The sequence below is a fragment of the Clostridium zhoujianii genome (assembly GCF_051590805.1).
Taxonomy (GTDB): Bacteria; Bacillota; Clostridia; order Clostridiales; family Clostridiaceae; genus Clostridium.
In genome coordinates, this window is the sequence record NZ_JBPUTF010000001.1 from 1 (window position 1) to 19862 (window position 19862).

At 30.4% G+C, this 19862-nt stretch carries 23 protein-coding genes and 2 rRNA genes; 23 read left to right on the plus strand and 2 right to left on the minus strand.

The window, feature by feature from the left end:
• The 16 genes from ACSYT2_RS00005 to ACSYT2_RS00080 all read left to right on the plus strand — a co-directional run.
• Nucleotides 1-108: ribosomal RNA gene (locus ACSYT2_RS00005) — 23S ribosomal RNA — on the plus strand; the annotation flags it as partial.
• A gap of 121 nt (nucleotides 109-229) precedes the next feature.
• Nucleotides 230-346 (plus strand): 5S ribosomal RNA (gene rrf, locus ACSYT2_RS00010).
• Nucleotides 347-480: 134 nt separating this feature from the next.
• Entirely contained in the window at nucleotides 481-834 is a 354-nt protein-coding gene (locus ACSYT2_RS00015; RefSeq protein ID WP_430857594.1) for an arsenate reductase family protein, read from the plus strand.
• A gap of 8 nt (nucleotides 835-842) precedes the next feature.
• Nucleotides 843-1613, plus strand: a complete 771-nt coding sequence (gene yaaA / locus ACSYT2_RS00020) for a peroxide stress protein YaaA (protein ID WP_430857593.1) — start codon at nucleotides 843-845, stop codon at nucleotides 1611-1613.
• 14 nt (nucleotides 1614-1627) lie between these two features.
• On the plus strand, nucleotides 1628-2011 hold the full coding sequence (locus ACSYT2_RS00025; protein ID WP_430857592.1) for a DUF3783 domain-containing protein: 384 nt from the start codon (nucleotides 1628-1630) through the stop codon (nucleotides 2009-2011).
• Nucleotides 2012-2104: 93 nt separating this feature from the next.
• On the plus strand, nucleotides 2105-2788 hold the full coding sequence (locus ACSYT2_RS00030; protein ID WP_438382712.1) for a response regulator transcription factor: 684 nt from the start codon (nucleotides 2105-2107) through the stop codon (nucleotides 2786-2788).
• A 2-nt stretch (nucleotides 2789-2790) separates the two neighbouring features.
• Nucleotides 2791-4017 carry a sensor histidine kinase gene (locus tag ACSYT2_RS00035; protein WP_430857590.1) on the plus strand — a complete coding sequence of 409 codons (1227 nt, stop codon included), beginning with the start codon at nucleotides 2791-2793 and terminating at the stop codon, nucleotides 4015-4017.
• Between the two features lie 148 nt (nucleotides 4018-4165).
• Nucleotides 4166-4963 carry a DUF368 domain-containing protein gene (locus ACSYT2_RS00040; RefSeq protein WP_430857589.1) on the plus strand — a complete coding sequence of 266 codons (798 nt, stop codon included), beginning with the start codon at nucleotides 4166-4168 and terminating at the stop codon, nucleotides 4961-4963.
• A gap of 191 nt (nucleotides 4964-5154) precedes the next feature.
• Nucleotides 5155-5775 (plus strand): hypothetical protein, encoded by a 621-nt coding sequence (locus ACSYT2_RS00045; protein WP_430857588.1) that lies wholly within the window; start codon nucleotides 5155-5157, stop codon nucleotides 5773-5775.
• Nucleotides 5776-5777: 2 nt separating this feature from the next.
• Nucleotides 5778-6056, plus strand: coding sequence for a phosphopantetheine-binding protein (locus ACSYT2_RS00050; RefSeq protein WP_430857587.1), 279 nt, complete (start codon nucleotides 5778-5780; stop codon nucleotides 6054-6056).
• A gap of 4 nt (nucleotides 6057-6060) precedes the next feature.
• Nucleotides 6061-7269: a beta-ketoacyl-[acyl-carrier-protein] synthase family protein gene (locus ACSYT2_RS00055; protein ID WP_430857586.1), complete on the plus strand. Its 1209-nt coding sequence runs from the start codon at nucleotides 6061-6063 to the stop codon at nucleotides 7267-7269.
• Between the two features lie 58 nt (nucleotides 7270-7327).
• Nucleotides 7328-7735, plus strand: a complete 408-nt coding sequence (locus ACSYT2_RS00060; RefSeq protein WP_430857585.1) for an acyl-CoA thioesterase — start codon at nucleotides 7328-7330, stop codon at nucleotides 7733-7735.
• A gap of 35 nt (nucleotides 7736-7770) precedes the next feature.
• On the plus strand, nucleotides 7771-8220 hold the full coding sequence (gene fabZ, locus ACSYT2_RS00065) for a 3-hydroxyacyl-ACP dehydratase FabZ (protein ID WP_430857584.1): 450 nt from the start codon (nucleotides 7771-7773) through the stop codon (nucleotides 8218-8220).
• A complete protein-coding gene (locus ACSYT2_RS00070; protein WP_430857583.1) occupies nucleotides 8213-9271 on the plus strand; it encodes a beta-ketoacyl synthase N-terminal-like domain-containing protein in 1059 nt (352 codons plus the stop codon). Before fabZ ends, ACSYT2_RS00070 begins: the two co-directional genes overlap by 8 nt.
• A 20-nt stretch (nucleotides 9272-9291) precedes the next feature.
• Nucleotides 9292-10035, plus strand: a complete 744-nt coding sequence (gene fabG / locus ACSYT2_RS00075; protein WP_430857582.1) for a 3-oxoacyl-ACP reductase FabG — start codon at nucleotides 9292-9294, stop codon at nucleotides 10033-10035.
• A 177-nt stretch (nucleotides 10036-10212) separates the two neighbouring features.
• Nucleotides 10213-10368 (plus strand): zinc-ribbon domain-containing protein, encoded by a 156-nt coding sequence (locus ACSYT2_RS00080; RefSeq protein ID WP_430857581.1) that lies wholly within the window; start codon nucleotides 10213-10215, stop codon nucleotides 10366-10368.
• 117 nt (nucleotides 10369-10485) lie between these two features.
• On the opposite strand, the gene ACSYT2_RS00085 is transcribed toward ACSYT2_RS00080, so the two are convergent.
• Together ACSYT2_RS00085 and ACSYT2_RS00090 are read right to left on the minus strand one after the other, a co-directional pair.
• A complete protein-coding gene (locus ACSYT2_RS00085) occupies nucleotides 10486-11415 on the minus strand; it encodes a transketolase family protein (protein ID WP_438384984.1) in 930 nt (309 codons plus the stop codon).
• Nucleotides 11412-12230, minus strand: a complete 819-nt coding sequence (locus ACSYT2_RS00090; protein WP_430857580.1) for a transketolase — start codon at nucleotides 12228-12230, stop codon at nucleotides 11412-11414. Before ACSYT2_RS00090 ends, ACSYT2_RS00085 begins: the two co-directional genes overlap by 4 nt.
• Nucleotides 12231-12510: 280 nt before the next feature.
• On the opposite strand from ACSYT2_RS00090, the gene ACSYT2_RS00095 reads away from it, so the two are divergent.
• The 7 genes from ACSYT2_RS00095 to ACSYT2_RS00125 all read left to right on the plus strand — a co-directional run bounded on the left by ACSYT2_RS00095 (nucleotide 12511) and on the right by ACSYT2_RS00125 (nucleotide 19859).
• Nucleotides 12511-13503: a LacI family DNA-binding transcriptional regulator gene (locus ACSYT2_RS00095; protein WP_430857579.1), complete on the plus strand. Its 993-nt coding sequence runs from the start codon at nucleotides 12511-12513 to the stop codon at nucleotides 13501-13503.
• Between the two features lie 225 nt (nucleotides 13504-13728).
• Nucleotides 13729-14634 (plus strand): ribokinase, encoded by a 906-nt coding sequence (gene rbsK, locus ACSYT2_RS00100; RefSeq protein WP_438382717.1) that lies wholly within the window; start codon nucleotides 13729-13731, stop codon nucleotides 14632-14634.
• A gap of 37 nt (nucleotides 14635-14671) precedes the next feature.
• On the plus strand, nucleotides 14672-15598 hold the full coding sequence (gene rihC / locus ACSYT2_RS00105) for a ribonucleoside hydrolase RihC (RefSeq protein WP_438382719.1): 927 nt from the start codon (nucleotides 14672-14674) through the stop codon (nucleotides 15596-15598).
• A gap of 25 nt (nucleotides 15599-15623) precedes the next feature.
• Entirely contained in the window at nucleotides 15624-16982 is a 1359-nt protein-coding gene (gene dcuC / locus ACSYT2_RS00110; RefSeq protein ID WP_430857576.1) for a C4-dicarboxylate transporter DcuC, read from the plus strand.
• Nucleotides 16983-16986: 4 nt separating this feature from the next.
• The gene (locus ACSYT2_RS00115; RefSeq protein WP_430857575.1) at nucleotides 16987-17463 is read left to right on the plus strand and encodes a GNAT family N-acetyltransferase; all 477 of its coding nucleotides are present in this window, start codon (nucleotides 16987-16989) and stop codon (nucleotides 17461-17463) included.
• An 18-nt stretch (nucleotides 17464-17481) separates the two neighbouring features.
• On the plus strand, nucleotides 17482-18126 hold the full coding sequence (gene fsa, locus ACSYT2_RS00120) for a fructose-6-phosphate aldolase (protein ID WP_430857574.1): 645 nt from the start codon (nucleotides 17482-17484) through the stop codon (nucleotides 18124-18126).
• 305 nt (nucleotides 18127-18431) lie between these two features.
• Nucleotides 18432-19859: a nicotinate phosphoribosyltransferase gene (locus ACSYT2_RS00125; protein WP_438384985.1), complete on the plus strand. Its 1428-nt coding sequence runs from the start codon at nucleotides 18432-18434 to the stop codon at nucleotides 19857-19859.
• The last annotated feature ends 3 nt before the right edge of the window (nucleotides 19860-19862 follow it).

Below are 19862 nucleotides of genomic sequence, written 5' to 3' on the forward strand. Positions count from 1 at the left end.
AGCATAAGCTAGTAAGACCCCTTGAAGAACACGAGGTTGATAGGTCAGAGGTGTAAGTGCAGTAATGTATTGAGCTGACTGATACTAATAGGTCGAGGGCTTGACCAAATAAATAACGAGAATACTTGATATATACTATGTGCAATTTTCAGAGAATGCTCTGAAAAGGAAACTCAGCACAGCTGAGTACAGTTCTTTTAGCTAAATTAAAATTTAGAAAGAACTAGCATCTAGTGATGATGGCGTAGAGGAAACACTCCTTTCCATTCCGAACAGGAAAGTTAAGCTCTACAGCGCCGATGGTACTGCATGGGAGACTGTGTGGGAGAGTAGGACGTTGCTAGGTAAGTAAAAAGGATGGTTAATACTATCCTTTTTTTGTTTTATAAGATAAAAATTAAATCAATTACTTTAATTTTTACTTTTCCATAAAATATGTTATAATAAATAATAATTATTATTTAATAAGAGGTGGAGAAAATGGAAACAATTTTTATAGAATACCCAAAATGTACAACATGCATGAAAGCAAAGAAGTTTTTAATCAATAATGGGGTTGAATTTATTGATAGACATATAGTAGAAGAAAATCCAAGTAAGGAAGAATTATTGAAATGGTTCGATATGAGCGGATTAGAAGTAAAAAAATTCTTTAATACATCTGGTAAATTGTATAAAGAAATGAATTTGAAAGATAAGGTGAAAGATATAAGCAAAATAGCAGCAGCAGAGCTTTTATCAACTAATGGCATGCTTATTAAGAGACCAATACTTATAAAAGGTAGTAAGGTGCTTGTAGGATTCAAAGAAGATTCCTATATGGAAATACTATAGGTGATAGTATGTTAATGATTTTATCACCTGCTAAAACTTTAGACTTGAGTATTGAAGATATACAGAGGATAGAAGATAGTCAGTTAGCTTTTAAAGATGAAACTAAGGAGTTAGTCTCAATATTACAAGGGTACTCTATAGATGAATTAGCAAAGCTTATGAAGATGTCAGAAAAATTAGCAATATTGAACTATGATAGATTTAGAAATTTCTATGAAGAAACAACTAAAGAATACACTTCAATACTGGCATTTAAAGGAGAAGCTTACAAAGGGCTTGCTGTAGAGGATTTTACTGAAGATGATCTACAATATGCTCAAAAGAATCTAAGAATATTATCTGGTCTTTATGGAGTAATTCATCCATTAGATAAAATAAAGGAATATCGTCTAGAAATGGGAACTAAGCTTAAGAATAATCTTGGTACGGACTTATATTCCTTTTGGGGTGAAAAAATAACAATTGAGATAGAAGAAGGAATTAAATCCTCCTGCGGAGAAAAGGTTCTTATAAATTTAGCATCAAAAGAATACAGTAGTGCATTGAATATAAATAGGATAAAAGAAAAATATAAGGTTGTAGATATTAGTTTCATGGAAAATAGAAATGGAGAATTTAAACTTGTAGGGACATATGCTAAAAAAGCTAGAGGAATTATGGTAAGATACATAATTAAAAATAGAATTAATAGTATAGAGGAAATAAAGGAATTTAATGAAGAAGGCTATTTATTTAATAAACAACTTTCCAGTGATGATACAATAATATTTACAAGATAAAGGAGGAATAAAGTATGGTAAACAGACCATGTATTATTTTATGTAATTTTAATGAAAAAGAAATAAAGCTTTTAAAAAGCTATGGTGCTATGATGGGATTAAAAGATCAAATAATAGTTACTTGGAAAAATGGAAATAGTATTATAAGAGATATATTAGAGAACAATATAGATACTAATTCAGAAGTAGGAGTAAAGGATAGAGCAATCATATTTAATGATCTACCTAATATTAAAGTTAGCATGTTTATAGATAATATGAGAAAGATGAGAATTGCACCAGCAATGAAGGCAGTTGTTACAGAGACATCTATAGAGTGGACTTTAGATTATCTTCTTAGGAATCTAGTTGAAGAGAGACGAGCTGAAAAGCAAGGTAAAGTTGCCAAACATATATAGTTAAATGATAAAAGGCCAGATGGTATTTCCATCTAGGCCTTTTAATTTTCATTTAAGCTTTCTATGATAAAATAATATAGGAAGGTGATAAGAATGAGAATTTTGATAGTAGAGGATGAAAAGCAATTATCCGAAGCATTAGGAGAAATATTAGGAAAAAAAAAGTACATAGTTGATAGGGTTTTTGATGGAGAATCAGGATTAGATTATATATTATCAGATATATATGATTTAGTAATTTTAGATATAATGTTACCCAAAATGAATGGAATAGATATTCTTAAAGAAGTTAGGAAACAGGGAATATCAACTCCAATAATTTTACTTACTGCAAAAGGAGAGATAGAGGATAAGGTTTTAGGATTAGATTGTGGTGCTGATGATTACCTACCTAAGCCTTTCTATACAGAAGAATTACTTGCTAGAATAAGAGCCTTAAGTAGAAGGAAAGGAAAGATAGAAAATGATAACTTATTATCATTTAAGGATATAAATCTTAACATAGGAACATTGGAATTAAGCTGCAATGATAATAGCATAAAGCTTACAGCAAAGGAATCAGGGCTCCTAGAACTTCTTATAAATAGAAAAGATATGATAACAAATAAAGATGATATTATAAGTAAGCTATGGGGAATTGAATCAGAAGCGGAACATAATAATGTTGAGGTTTATGTTTCGTTTATACGTAGAAAATTAAATTACTTAAAATCTAAGGTGTTAATTAAAGCAATTAGAAATCTTGGATATATATTAGAATATAATGATGAGGAGTAGATATGTTTAAAAAACTTAAAATAAAGTTTGTAGTAACCTCAATGATTTTACTTACATCAATAGTAATATTAATTTTTACCTCAATTTATATAGGAATGAGTAAGAATGGTGAATATATGATGTTTTCACAAATTGGTGAAACATTAAGTAGTCTAAAAGTTGGACCAAATGGTGAATTATCTGCAAGAGGAAGGTATGAGAATGATAGCATTATAGTTGTATATGATGCAAAGAGTTCAAAGTTAATGTACAAAAGTTTTTATGATATAGATGAGAAAAAAATAATAGCTATTGTGGAAGAAGTTTTAGATAATGGGATACCAAAAGGATTCATAAAAGAAGGGGAGCTTTCTTTGGCTTACATGTATAAAAATTCTCCTATGGGTATAGAGATGGTATTGAAAGATAGTAGTATACATAATAATACAATGGAAAGGCTAATTATTACATCATTTATAATTGGAACTATTAGTTTGGGACTTTTATTTGGCGCAAGTATTATTATTTCTAGTAAAGCCATTAAGCCAGTTGAAGCAGCCTATAACTCACAGAAAAGATTTATTGCAGATGCTTCGCATGAATTAAAAACTCCATTAGCAGTTATAAAGACTAATCTAGAATTACTTAGTTCTAATGAAGAGGATACTATAAAAAATCAGAGGAAATGGATAGATTATATTTCTTTTCAAACAGAGAGAATGTCTAAGTTGGTAAATAATTTACTTTACTTAGCTAAAGTAGATAATAATGAAGAATTAGGAGTAAAGAGTAAATTTAATATTAGTGATGTGATAATGAATCAGCTATTAACATTCGAAGCTCTTGTATATGAAAATAAACTAAGCCTTAATTGCAATATAGATCAAGATATTCATTTACATGGAGATAGAGAAGGAATAAATCAACTAGTAGGAATACTTATGGATAATGCAGTAAAGCATGCTTATAAGAATACAGAAATAAAAGTAGAGTTAAAATATAGAAAACAATGTGTATACTTTTCTGTAGCTAATGAGGGGGATCCAATTCCAGAAGTAGATATAAATAAAATATTTGATAGATTTTATAGAGTGGATGAAGCAAGAGACCGGGAAAAAGGGGGATATGGATTAGGTCTATCAATAGCTAAATCTATAGTTGATAAACATAAAGGGAAACTTAGTGTAAAGAGTGAAGAAGATTCTACAATATTTATTGCTGAACTTAAAGATACAGAGGATAAAGATTAGAAAAATAGTAAAATAGTCATAATGTTAAATATAGGTTAGATTTAAGAACAAATTGTAAAAGATAAAGGAATGTCTTTGACAGTCTTAAAATGCCTATGATAAGATAAACAAAATCATTTTGAATAAAATTGAGAGAAAGAGGTACCTTATGACATTTATATTGAATTTTCTTAAAGGGATAGCTATTAGTATATCTCAGATAATACCAGGAGTTAGTGGTGGAACTATTGCAATAATTCTTGGAATATATGATAAACTGCTTCATGCAATAAATAATATTACAAAGGACTTCAAGAATCAATATAAGATATTACTACAAGTTGGTATAGGTGCAGTAGCGGGAATATTTCTATTTAGTAACATAATAAAATCTATTTTAGAGAGATACCCAGTTCCAATAGGATACTTGTTTATAGGAGTAATTTTAGGTGGAGCACCCTTGATGTTTAGAAAGGCAACTGTAAAGGGCTTTAATAAAAAAAGTTTGTTATATTTACTAGTAGGATTAGTGATAGTACTTTTGATGACTGGAGATTATCAAGAGAGTTCATCAGTAATAACATCAGTTAATATTTTTAATTTTATATGGCTATTTATTGGTGGCTTTTTAGTAGCAATAGCTTTAATATTACCAGGAATAAGTGGTTCATTTATGCTTTTAATATTAGGATTGTATAACACTGTGATTACGGCAGTTACGGAAGCTAATATTTCAATTCTTATACCTATAGCACTGGGTGGAGTTATTGGAGCATTGACTACAGCAAAAGTTATAGAAACTTTATTAAATAAGTATCCAGAAGAAACATATATGATGATATTTGGGTTTATTCTAGGATCAGTAGTAGGTGTATTTCCAGGTTTTGATGGGGTAAATAGTATAATAGGTATTTTATTGGGCTGTATAGGTTTTGCCTTTATATATTATATAAGTATGAAGGAATAATAAATGATAGTTAATGTTTCGTAGGGAGCATTAACTATTTTTTATTAATTCATAATGGGAATATATAGAATATTATACAAAAAAATATTATTATTGTTGACTAAATTCTAGCAAGATGGTATAAATAAGATAAATATATTACAAATTAATACAAATAAGTAATATAATATAAATATTAAGTGGGAATCGATATGATTAGTGAAAATATGAACTTATTTTCAAATTACTATGAAAATAATGATTTAAAGGATATTACAGTTGGAATTATTAAATTTCCTGAAAAAATATCTCGAAACAGAATGAGAAGGATAGCTCATGAAGTCTTTAGGACAAGCATTCAGGTTAAATATGATCTTTTTCAAATTAAGTTGAATGAGGTGGAAAGGAATATCCTATACGGATATACAGTAAAAAATGCAAGAAAGATTAGAATAGCTTATTCATTTTCATATGTGGAAGGTATTGCTACATTTATATATTCTGATATCTATAATGTAAGTTTAGATATTGAGAATCCATATAAAGTTGAACCACTAGATGTTTTTCTATTTAGATTAGATAGAGAAATATATAGGAAAATGGAATTATATGAATATGGTATTAAAACGTTAAGTTGGTGTTTGCAAGAAGCAATAGGTAAACTTGAGAGAACAGGATTAGATAAAAAACATGTTATATCAAATGTTGAAAAGAAGAAGAATCATTTTATATTGAATTACTATCAAGTAGGTTCAAATGAAGTGAAATACTGCAATATGTTAATAAGTAAAATCAATGATTTCTACTTAATTATAAATTATAGGAGGATATAGAAATGGAAGAAAACAAGTTAATTGAAGGACAGGTTCTAGAAATGATAATTGACAAATTAGGGTTAGAGGATATTGATGTATCAACAGTAAATTATGATACTCCAATTTTTGAGTCTTATGAGACAGATGACGAAGAGGGGCTAGGACTAGATTCAGTAGATGCCTTAGAATTAGTAGTAGGGTTAAAAGAAGTATTTGATATAAAGGTTAGTGATCAGGATATGGCAATATTTAAAAGTATAACTACTATAGCTGATTACATTAGAGAAAAAAGGATATAAAGTAATGAATGAAGAGAATAGGGTAGTTGTTACTGGAATTGGAGTAATAGCTGCAAATGGCAATAACAAAGAAGAATTTTATGAGAATTGCGTAAATGGAGTTTCTGGAATTAAAAAATGCACAATTTTTGATACATCGAAGATATGTACGGATTATGTTGGAGAGATAGAAAGAAAACTAACATATAATCCAGGAAAAGATTATGAAGATGATAGGATTACAGAAATTATACGTATTGCTGTTAATGAAATGTTTTTAGATGGTAAGTTAACCCCAGATGATATTAGGGAATGTGATAATAGGGCATATTTATCATTAGCAACTTCACTTGCTGGTAATAGTAGAGTATTAAGATTTGTAAGAGAACAGGAAAAAGGAAATTTTGAGGTTGAATCAATATTACAGAGTGCAGACTTTGTAGCATGGATAAAAAAACTATGTAAAATCAAAGGTGGCTGTTATACAACGATGTCTGCATGTGCAGCAGGATCCACTGCTGCAGGAATAGGATTTGATTTAATAAAAGAAGGAAGAGCAGATTTAGTAATTGTAGGTGGAGCTGATCCATTAACTGAATTTTCTTGCATGGGATTCCATGCATTAAAGTCACTAAGTTCAGATGTATGTAAGCCATTCGATGAAAATAGAGATGGAATTAACATAGGTGAAGCAGGAGCTTTTATGATATTTGAAACCCTTGAACATGCAAAAAAAAGAAATGCTCATATTTATGGAGAGATTCTTGGATATGGAATAAATAATGATGCATATCATATTACAAGTCCAGATCCTAATGGGACAGGAGCAATAGCTTCAATGAATATGGCAATTACTGAAGCTGGATTAGAGCCAAAGGATATAGATTATGTAAATGCACATGGAACTGGGACAAGGCTTAATGACAAAATGGAAATGTATGCAGTAGATAATGTTATGAAGGATAGAAAAAATGATATAGCTGTATCATCAACAAAGTCTATGACAGCACATTGTTTAGGTGCAGCTGGAGCATTAGAGTTAGTAGCTACTCTACTTAGTGTTGAAAATCAAAGGTGTATGCCTACTTCAACTTTGAAAGAGAAAATGGAGGAATACAAGGACAGCTTCCTACCTACTGAATCTGTTGAACATAATATTAATTATGCACTATCAAACTCATTTGCATTTGCAGGTAATACAGCTAGTATCTTAGTTGGAAGAGTAGAAGAGTAGTTTTTACTCTTCTAACACTTTATAGGGAAGAAGAATAATAAAGAGTGGTGTAGAAAATATGGAGTGGTTAAAATATCGATATAAAGTTAGTGTAAGGTTTAGAGATACTGATGCATATGGAATTGTACATCATAGTAATTTCTTTTGTTATTTCGAAGAAGCACGTTATGACTTTTCTAAATATGTTTTAAAGTTTCAAGAGGATATGATAGATGGTAAACGTATAAAATTTCCTGTATTAGAAGCTTACTGCAATTATAGGCATGCAGTTAAATATATGGGGGAAGAACTTTATGTGGATGTGTCTTTCAGAACAGTAAATGATTCAAAAATAGAGTTTAAATATACACTTATCAGTGAAGATAACAAGAAAGTATATGCTACGGGTAGGACAGTTCATGCATTTGTAGATGAAAATGATAAGCTTTGTTTAACCATTCCAACTTGGTTTAGAGATAAATTATAAGGGGTGGAGGATTTACTTAGGAAGGAGTATTAAATATGGAACAGAGAGAAATATATGGATCATTACCGCATAGATATCCAATGCTTTTTATAGATGATATTTATGAGATAAGATATGGTGAGTATGTAAAAGGGGTTAAATGTATATCAAGAAATGAACCATGGGCACAAGGTCATTTTCCAAATGAAGCAGTATTTCCAGGTGTATTAACAATAGAAACTATGGCTCAAATATGTGGTTTTATGTTTTATAAAAAGACAGATGAGGCTTTAAATTTAAAGGCCTATATATCCAAAATAGATGAAATGAAGTTCTTAAGACAAGTTATTCCAGGAAATCAATTGATTGTTGAAGGTGAATTCTTAGAGAAATTTAGCAGATTTGTAAAGGTAAAATGCAAGGCTACTGTTAACGGAAAAATTGTAGCTAAAGGTGTACTAACTTATTATTTTGATTCAGATTTTGAGGTGGCTGTAAATGAGTAATGTAATTATATCAGGAATAGGTGTTATTAGTGCTTTAGGTTGTGATGTAGATTCAGTGTGGGGAAATTTAAATGATAACTCTAATAAAAGATCGAAAGAAAATATTATTGAATTTGAGCCAGTTTTAAAAAAGAACAAGCTTAGAAGGGTTAATAGGTATTCACATATGGGGCTGTATGCAGCAATAAAAGCTAAGGATGATGCAAAAATAAATTTAGATAATATTGACGAATATAGAGTAGGAACAATATTTACTACTGGATATGGACCATTAGTATCTAACTTAGAATTCAGTAAAAGTGTTATAGGAGGAGATCCAGACCTTTGTAGTCCAACATTATTTGCCAATACTGTATCTAATTCATGTATTGGGCATATATGCATGAATTTAGGGTGTAAAGGTGTTAGTACCATAGTAATGGGTAGTAATAATATTGGATACTCAAAATCTCTTATAAATAGTGGTAAGGCTGATTATATTATAACTGGAAGTGTAGAGGAGCATTGTGAAGAATTGTATACTGCTTTAGAAAAAAGTTATACTTCTAAAAATGTTGATGTAAGAGAAGGAACTATAGGTTTTATTCTTCAAAAGGAAGAGTTAATGCAAGAGGATAGTACAAAATATTGCTCAATTAAATCATATACTGAATGTGATTTAGGTGGATATCCATTGACTATGTCAGTTAACGAGATTGAATCAAAAAGATTAATTATGAAATGTATTAATGAGTGCATTGACAGAGATAGAGTTAAAATAGATGCAATAATTACTTCAAATAATAATACATATTTTGATGAGGTTGAAGATGAGGTTGTAGACTTTGTTCTAAAGGGTATTCCTAATATCAAAAGTGTAAAGAAGTATTTTGGAGAAACACTGGGTTCAGCATTTAATATGAATATTATGACTGCTGCATTATGTTTAAAAAATAATTGTATACCTAAAGGTCTAATGGATAATAATGAGGAACTTAGAGATATTGAGAATATTTTAGTAACTGGATATGATGTTTCAGGAAATTATATCTGTATGAATTTAAGTAAGTAACTTTAGAAAGGGTGGATAAGGTGTTGAGACTAAAGGGGAAAAATGTAATAATAACTGGTGGGGCTAAAGGAATTGGAAGATCAATAACTATGGAATGCATAGAAGAGGGGGCTAATATAGCTATTACTTACAATGGATCAGAAGCTAGTGCCAATGAATTAATCCAAGAATATAAAGATTATGACAATGTCATAAAGGCATATAAGATGAACGTAAAAGAACCGGAAAATGTAAGGGAAGTAATGAATAGGATTATAGATGATTTTGAGGTAGTAGATGTATTAGTTAACAATGCAGGTACAACAGAAGATGGATTATTTATGATGATGAGTGATGAAAAATGGGATTCAGTACTTCAAACAAATTTATATGGACCATTTTATGTTACAAAAAGTATAATTACCACAATGATTTCTCAAAAAAAAGGATCCATAGTAAATGTTAGTTCAGTAGGTGGTGTTATAGGGGTAGCAGGCCAGACCAATTATTGTTCTTCAAAAGCAGGAGTAATTGGACTTACAAGGGCTCTATCAAAAGAGGTATCTTGTAAGAATGTAAGAGTTAATGCAATTGCACCAGGATATATTGATACAGATATGATTCAAAAGATACCAAGTAAGAAATTAGCTGAATATAAAGCACAAGTACCTATGAGAAGATTTGGAGATCCTAGGGAAGTTGGTAAGTTAGTTGTATTCTTAGCAAGTGATGACTCAAGTTATATAACAGGACAAACAGTTGTCATTGATGGTGGATTAACATAAATCCATAGAAGAGAAGATTTAAATAAGTATAAGCGTAAGGGAAATAATATTGCAAGAGATATGAAATTATGTTATAATAAAACTTGTAATAAAAAAGGTTTTTTATAGATATATAGATTTCTCCGAATAGAGAATATATGAATCAATATTAATCTTTATTTTAAGGAGGATTTTATAATGGAAGATAAGACTTTAGTATGCAGAGATTGTGGTAAGGAATTCGTATTTACAGTTGGAGAACAAGAATTCTACAAGGAAAAGGGATTCACTAACGAACCAACTAGATGTATAGATTGTAGAAGAGCAAAGAAGGCTCAAAATAACAGAAGATAATTTTAGTTATTAGGAAAGTCGTAAGTTTTACTTACGACTTTTTATTATGTATTTATATCTGTTGAAGAAAGTGAAACATAAAACCACCTGCTATGCGGGTGGTTATGACTGGTAATATTAAAATGATTTAATAACTCTAATGATTTCATCAGATGTTAAATTATATTTTTCAAATAATTCATCTGGCTTACCACTTTGTCCAAATACATCCTTAATACCAACTTTTTTTACTGGTACAGGATAGGATTCACAAACTACTTCGCTAATGGCTGAGCCTAAACCACCTATTATACTGTGCTCTTCAGCTGTAACAATTTTACCAGTTTCTTCTGCTGCTTTGATTATAATGTCTTTATCAATTGGCTTGATAGTATGTAAGTTTATAACTCTAGCATTTATACCTTCTAATCGTAATTTATCAGAAGCTTCAAGAGATAATTGAACCATGGAGCCAGTTGTTATTATAGTACAATCATTACCTTCTCTTAAGGTAACACCTTTACCAAGTTCAAATTTATAGTTATCTGAAGTATTAACTGTATCTACAGCTAATCTACCTAATCTTACATAACAAGGACCATTATAGTTAGCAGCAGCCTTAATACATTCTTCTGTTTCTATAGAATCACAAGGTGAAAGAACTGTCATATTAGGAATAGAACGCATTAAAGCAATATCTTCTATAGCTTGGTGAGATGCACCATCTTCACCAACGGAAATACCAGAATGAGTAGCACAAAGCTTTACATTTAATTTTGTATAGGCAATAGAATTTCTTATTTGTTCAAAGGCTCTTCCTGCTAAGAACATAGCAAAGCTACTTGCGAAAACAGTTTTGCCACATGAAGCAAGACCTGCAGCAACACCTACCATATTTGCTTCAGCAATCCCCATATTGTAAAATGATTCTGGTGATGAATTTTTAACATCACAAGTTTTTGTTGATTTTGATAAATCTGCATCAAGTACTATTATATTTTTATTTACCTCAGCTAATTTAGCTAAAGTATTTCCATAAGCTTCTCTAGTTGCAATTTTAGACATTATAAAGCCTCCTTAATTTCAGTTAAAGCTAGTTCAAGTTGTTCTTTATTAGGTGCTGTACCATGCCATCCAGCTTGGTTTTCCATAAATGATACACCTTTTCCTTTTATGGTTTTAGCTATTATTACAGTTGGTGATCCTTTAAAGTTTTTTGCTCTTTCATATGCGTCTATAAGAGCATCTATATCATGACCATCAATAATTAAAACATTCCATCCGAAAGCTTCGAATTTTTTATCTATAGGAGTTGGGTTCATAACTTTTGTAATGTCACCATCTATTTGAAGACCGTTAAAATCTACTATGGCAAGTAAATTATCAAGTTTATAATGACTAGCACACATTGCTGCTTCCCAGACTTGTCCCTCTTCTAATTCACCGTCTCCTAGTAAACAATAAACTCTATTTGATTTTTTATCAATCTTACTTGCTAAAGCCATACCAACAGCTGTTGATATACCTTGACCTAATGAACCGGTAGACATATCTACTCCAGGAACATAATTCATATTAGGATGCCCTTGTAATTTAGAATCTATAGATCTAAGTGTTAACAAATCTTCTCTAGGGAAGAAACCTCTGTTACTTAATGTAGCATAAAGAACAGGAGCTGCATGTCCTTTTGAAAGAACAAATTTATCCCTATTATCCATTAAGGGATTATTAGGATCTATATTCATCTCATTGAAATAAAGTGTAGTTAGAATTTCTACAGCAGAAAGTGATCCGCCTGGATGACCAGAGGAAGCTGATGCGATTGATTTAACAATATCTTCTCGGATATTTTTAGTAATAAGATTTAATTCTTTTTTTTTCATATTGCTTGCTTAAGATTAAGCAATTCACCTACCTTTTAAATATTAGTAAGTAATTGCTTAGAAAGAAAAGTTTTAGAAAGAATATAATTATATTGATATGGACAATATAAAAGAAAAATAACTATATGTCAAGTGGAAAAATTTAATTTATAAATATTGAATATGTTTTAAGTCCGCATTATTATTAATGTTCAGAGTTAAATATGATATAATAATAAATAATATTATTGACAAGAACTATAAAATCAATGTAAAATTCCGGGGAAAAGGTGGTGAATAAATGGCTACAATTAGGGATGTAGGTAAATTGGCTGGGGTATCTGTAGCTACAGTATCCAGAGTTATAAATAAAAAAGGCTATGTGAGCAAGGAAACAGAACAAGCTATTTTGAATGCAATGAAAATGTTGAACTATACACCAAATGATGTTGCAAGAAGATTAGCTGGCAAAAAATCTAATACAATAGGCTTAATAATACCTAATATACTCAATCCTTTTTTCCCAGAGGTTGCAAGAGCAGCAGAGGATACTGCTAATAAATTAGGATATAACTTAATATTATGTAATACAGATAATGATAGAGAAAAGGAAAATCAGTATTACGATATGTTATTTAATAAGCAGGTAGATGGAATTCTTATTTGTTCATATACTGTTATGCCAGATGAATTAATATCAATTATAGATAGAAAAATGCCTTTAGTTGTATTAGATAAGGAATACAGTACATATGATATACCTTCTATAAGTGGTGATAATAAAGAGGGTGGAAGATTTGCAGCTAGGCATTTGGTACAGTGTGGGTGTAGAAATATAGCACATGTTACAGGGCCTATGTATATAGAATCATTACAACAAAGATTTAATGGATTTGAAGAAGAATTAAAAAGCCAAGGATTATATAAAGCAGATTTGGTAAGAGTAGGAGAATTCTCTCTAAAAGGTGGATATAATGCTACCAAGATACTTCTTGAAGAAGAAAAGAATGTGGATGGAATTTTTGCTGGAAATGATATATTAGCTATCGGGTGTTATAAAGCTTTAAGGGATATGGGATATGAAATATATAAAGATATAAAATTAATAGGATATGATGGGTTAGAAGCTAATATTAATTATTTAGAAATATCCTCAGTTGCTCAACCAATGTATGAGTATGGTAAAAGAGCTGTTGAATTATTGATTAGAAAGATTGAAAATGGAGAAGATATTTCTAAGGAGAAAGTTAAATTAAATGCAAAGGTAATAGAGAGAAGATCTACTATAGGATAAGAGCAGTCGAAAGACTGTTCTTTTTTTTGAAAAAAATTTTTGATATTTTATGAAAATGATTTCAAAAAATATATTGACAAAACAAAATACTCATGTTAATTTTAATATATAACCGGTTACACAAAATGTAATTAGCTTAGAAAAAAAAGTTTTATAAGTATTGATATTACTATGATTGTATATAAATTAAATAATATAAAAACGATTTGATATTTGGAGGAAATAATGAAGAAGGTAGTCGTGGTAGGAAGCCTTAATATGGATCTAGTTATGGCAGTAGAAAGAATGCCGAAAGTTGGAGAAACTATTAAAGGTGAAAACATAAATTATTTAATTGGTGGTAAGGGAGCAAATCAAGCAGTTGCTGCAGCTAGATTAAGTAATGAAGTAAATATGATAGGATGTATTGGGAAAGATACTTTCGGGGAAAAGATTCTAAAACATCTTAAAGATGATGGCGTAAATGTTGAAGCTATAAAAGTTGATGAATGTACATTTACAGGTTTAGCTACAATATTTAAAACACCAGAAAATAATTCAATAGTAGTTATTCCAGGAGCAAATGATTTTTGTGATAAAGAACTAGTAGATAGATATGAAGAGATTATAAAAGATGCAGATATACTAGTTACTCAACTAGAAATTCCAATAGTTACTGTAAAATATGTATTAGAAGTTGCAAAAAAGCATGGTGTAAAAACAATATTAAATCCAGCACCAGCACAAAAAATATCAAGAGATATACTTTGTAATGTTGATATTTTAACTCCAAATGAAACAGAGTTTGAAATAATAACAGGGCAAACATATGGAAATGATAGAATATTTGAAGATGCAATGATTAAATGGCAAAAAGATAATAACACTAAATTGGTAGTAACTAGAGGGGAAATGGGATCTTCCTTTGTTGAGGAAGGGAAAGTAGAAACTGTTGAGGCTATGAAAGTAAAAGCAATAGATACAACAGGTGCAGGAGATACATTTAATGGAGCCCTTGCTCATTCACTAGCAAATGGATATAAGATGAGAGATGCGGTAAGATTTGCAGGATTAGCAGCATCATTATCCGTTACTAAGTTTGGGGCACAAACAGGAATGCCAACTTTAGAAGAAATAAATAACTATATTTAATAATAAATTATTATGGTAAAACTAGGAGGGTAAATTTATGATAACTAAAAGACCAATTATTATTGACACTGATCCAGGGATTGATGATGCTGTTGCAATAGCAGCAGCAGTATTTTGTGAAAAACTTGATGTAAAGCTTATTTCAACAGTATCAGGTAATGTTTCAATTAACCATACTACCAAAAATGCTCAAAGATTAATTGAGTTTTTTGGCAAGGATATCCCTGTTGCACAAGGTTCATGTAAACCTTTAATAAAAGTTTTTGAAGATGCAAGTCATATTCATGGTGAAACAGGAATGGCTGGATTTGAATTCCCAGAACCAACAAAAGCATTACATCCTAAGAATTCAATAGATGCAATGAGAGAAATTATTTTAAATTCAGAAGAAAAAATTACATTAGTTCCAATAGGACCATTAACTAACATAGCATTATTATTATTAACGTATCCAGAAGTTAAGGATAAGATTGAAGAAATAGTTTTAATGGGAGGTTCATCTGGTAGAGGTAATCATACACCAGCGGCAGAATTTAATATATATGCTGATCCAGAGGCGGCAAAGATAGTATTTGCTTCAAAGGTAAAGATTACTGTTTGTCCACTAGATGTTACATCCGTTGCAACTTTAGATTTAGAAACAATTAATACTCTTAGAGATATGAATAAAGTTGGAGAAATGTTCTATTCTTTATTTAATCACTATAGAGGTGGAAGTGTTGCTAAGGGCGGCTTAAAAATGCACGATCTTACTACAATAGCTTATCTTGATAAACCAGAGCTATTTAAATCAGTGGAAACATTTGTAGATATAGAGACCGGTTCAAGATATACAGAAGGATTTATGGTAGTTGATTTTAAGGGGATATACAATCAACCTAACAATGCAACCTTCTGTACTGAAATTAATGTAGAAGAATTTAGAACATGGATGTTAAACATATTTAAGAATATTAATTTATAGAATAAATCTTTAGGAGGAACGAAAGATGTTTGAAGTTATTATAGCTTTATTAGTTGTTTTAGGTGTTGGATACTTAATTTACAAGAAGTATAATGCAACTATTGCTTTAGCAGTAGGGGGATTAGTATTACTATTTGCAGCAGTTGCATTAGGTCATCCAATTTTATCACCAGAGGAAACTACTGGAATAGTATGGTTAGATCCTTTTAAAAAGGTAGAAATATCATTCTTAAAAAATTTAGGTAATATTGGGTTAACTATAATGACATTATTTGGATTCTCAAGTTACATGAATCTAATAGGAGCAAATGAAGTTACAGTAAATATAATGACCAAACCTTTAGGTAAAATAAAATCTAAATATATATTAGTGCCAGTTATATTCCTACTTGGAAATTTATTATCATTAGTAGTGCCAAGTGCGTCAAGTCTAGCAGTATTACTTATGGCAACATTATATCCAGTATTAACAAAAGTTGGAGTTACACCATTAACAGCAGGTGCAGTAATAGCTACTACAGCTACAATAATGCCAACACCACTTGGAGCAGATAATGTTCTTGCAGCAGAAACATTTGGAATGAATATTATGGATTACGTTATAGCTCATGCTAAGGTTTCAATACCATCATTACTTATAATAGCAGTTGCGCATTATTTCTGGCAAAAATATCTTGATAAAAAAGAAGGTGCTTTAGCTGAAACTAAGATTGATGAAAGCAAGCTTACTAAGTTAAATGAAAATTTGCCACCAAAATACTATGCTATCTTACCAATACTTCCATTAATTCTAGTGTTATTCTTTAATCTAGCTATGAAAGATGTAAATATAGGACTTGTTAGTATAGCCATTATATCTTTAATAGTAGCAGTTATTATTGAATTAATAAGAAAGAAAGATTTTGGAGTAGTATCAAAAGATATTAATGAATTCTTTAAGGGAATGGGTAATGGATTAGCTATGGTTGTATCATTACTTGTAGCAGCATCACTTTTAGTAGATGGATTAAAAGCTCTAGGAATAGTAGATATGATAACTAATTCAGTTCAGGATTTACAAGGTGCAGGAACAATATTGATGCTTGCATTTAGTGGAGTAACATTCTTAATAGGATTAATTAGTGGTGGGGGATTATCAGTATTCTATGCATCAGTAGAAATGATACCAGATCTTGCAGCAGCTGTTGGAGTATCAGGTACTATGATAGCACTTCCAATGCAAATGGTAGCTAATTTAGTTAGATCAATATCACCAGTTGCAGCATGTATAATAGTTGTTTGTTCAATTACAGGTACAAATCCGATGCAAATTGTTAAACGTACATCGGTTCCGGTATTAGTTGGTGTAGTAGCAGTTTTAGTTCTTTCAGCAGTTATATTATAAGAAAATGAAGATAAGAATAGCCAAATTAGATGAGGTTCCACAAGTCAGAAGATGGCTTGTGGATACAGCGAAATGGCTTGATGCTAAAGATATTCATCAATGGGAGAGATTTCTAGTATATGAAGCAACAAAAGTATGCTTAAAAGATTATTATAACAATAAGTTATTTGTACTTTTAGATAATAATGAAAATATGGTAGGGGCATTATCTTATGGTGGAGATCCGGAAGAAATAGATAAGAAACTTTGGGAAGATTATGAAAGTGCATATTTTATTCATCGTATAGTTGTTGGAAAGCAGTATCGTGGAATGAAATATGGAGAGTATATGATTAGATGGGCAAAGAAATTAGCAATGAAAGATAATAGAGAAGTTAGGTTAAACTGTGTAGAGTGTAATGATTATCTATATAAGTATTATCAAGCCCAAGGCTTTAAATATTGTGGCAGCAAAATGGGATATCATTTATTTAGAGCATAAAAAATAGGAGGTAGTAGAATGAAATTTTTTTTAGATACAGCAAATGTTGAAAGTATAAAGGAGATATACGAGTTAGGTGTTATATCAGGTGTGACCACAAATCCTTCATTAATTGCAAAAGAAAAGAGAGATTTAAAGGAAACTATTAATGAAATAGCGTCTATAGTGGATGGTCCTATTAGTGGAGAAGTTATAAGCTTAGATTATGAAAATATGATTAAGGAAGGGGAAGAATTAGCCAAGATTCATAAAAACATAGTTGTTAAGATACCAATGACTAAAGATGGATTAAAGGCAGTTTCATATCTTTCAAAGAAGAGTATAAAGACAAATGTTACATTAATATTCTCAGCGACCCAAGCTTTGATGGCTGCAAGGGCTGGGGCAACATATGTATCACCGTTTTTAGGTAGACTTGATGATATAGGATCTAATGGAATGACTCTTGTAAGTGATATTAGTGAAATATTTAGTATTCATGGAATAGAAACGGAAATTATTGCGGCTTCTGTACGAAATCCAATTCATATAATTGAAGCTGCTAAAGCAGGTGCAGATATTGCAACAGTCCCTCCAACAGTAATAGAAGTATTAATAAAACATCCACTAACTGATTTAGGAATTGAAAGATTTATAAAGGATTGGGAAGAGGCCAATAAATAATATTTTATTTAGAACATAGATTTACAGATATCTTCTTAGTGTAGTTATTTATATAGCTAACTAGAAGTTGTAGTCTATGTTCTTTTTATATTACTTAAATTTATATAGTATGAGGATTTAAAAATAAGAATACATACTTATAATTAAGATAAGAATTTTAGAATATATATTTTATAAGGCTGATTTTCAAAAAATAGAGCAGACTATAATTAAATATATTATAAATATTATTATATTTAAAGGATAAGAGAATTTCACTTGGAGGGATTAACTTGTATAAAATAAATTTAAAAGAAAATAGAAATATGAGTATGCTTATGGATTTTTATGAACTTACTATGAGTAATGCTTATCTTATAGAAGGGGTAGGAGATAAAGTAGTATATTTTGATATGTTTTTTAGGAGGGTGCCAGATAAAGGTGGATTTGCAATTGTTGCTGGGCTTCAGCAATTAATAGAATTAGTTGAAGGATTAAACTTTGATATAGATGATATAGATTATTTAAGAAGTTTAGGTATATTTAATGAAGAATTTTTAGAGTATTTATTAAACTTCAAATTTAAAGGTTCTATATATGCAGTCAAGGAAGGTACACCAATATTTCCTAATGAGCCTATAATTACTGTTAAAGGAAAGGTAATAGAAGCACAGCTATTAGAAACCATGTTATTAATAACTATTAATCATCAGTCTTTAATTGCTACAAAAGCAAACAGGGTATGTAGAGCAGCGAAAGGAAGAGGGGTTCTTGAATTCGGAGCTAGGAGAGCACAAGGTTATGATGGTGCATTTTATGGAGCTAGAGCAGCATATATTGGTGGATGTATTGGAACTGCTACAGCACTATCAGGAGAGGCATTTGACATTCCAGTTGTAGGAACTATGGCTCATAGTTGGATACAATTATTTGATGACGAATATGAGGCATTTAAAGCATATGCAAAAAACTATCCTGATCAATGTAACCTATTAGTAGATACTTATGATGTTATTCATAGTGGTGTTCCTAATGCAATAAAAATAGCTAAGGATATATTAATTCCCAAGGGCCATAGATTAAAGGGAATAAGACTTGATAGCGGTGATATGGCATACTTATCAAAGAAGGTAAGAGCTATATTAGATGAGGCAGGGTTAGAGGATTGCCAGATAGTTGCATCTAACTCTCTTGATGAATATACGATTACTTCATTATTAAATCAAGGGGCTAAAATTGATATTTTTGGAGTTGGAGAAAGATTAATAACTTCAAAGAGTGAACCTGTATTTGGAGGAGTATATAAATTAGTAGCTGTAGAGGATGAGGAGGGGATACCATCACCAAGAATAAAATTATCTGAAAATGTGGAGAAGGTTAGTAATCCAGGGTACAAAAAAGTTTATAGATTCTTCGATAAAGTTACTAATAATGCATTAGCAGATGTAATTACACTTGCAAATGAAGTAATAGATGGGGAAGATACTTATACAATATTTGATCCTGTGTATCCATGGAAGAAGAAAAAACTTAAGGACTTTTATGTTAAGGAGCTACAAGAAGAAATTTTTATAGAGGGAAAATTGGTATATAAATCTCCTACAGTAAAAGAAATACAAAGGTATTGTAAAAAAGAATTAGATACATTATGGGAAGAACTTAAAAGATTTGAAAATCCTCACAATTATTATGTGGATTTATCTAAAGATTTATGGGAACTAAAAAACAATTTAATAGCTGATAAGAAAGAGTGATGG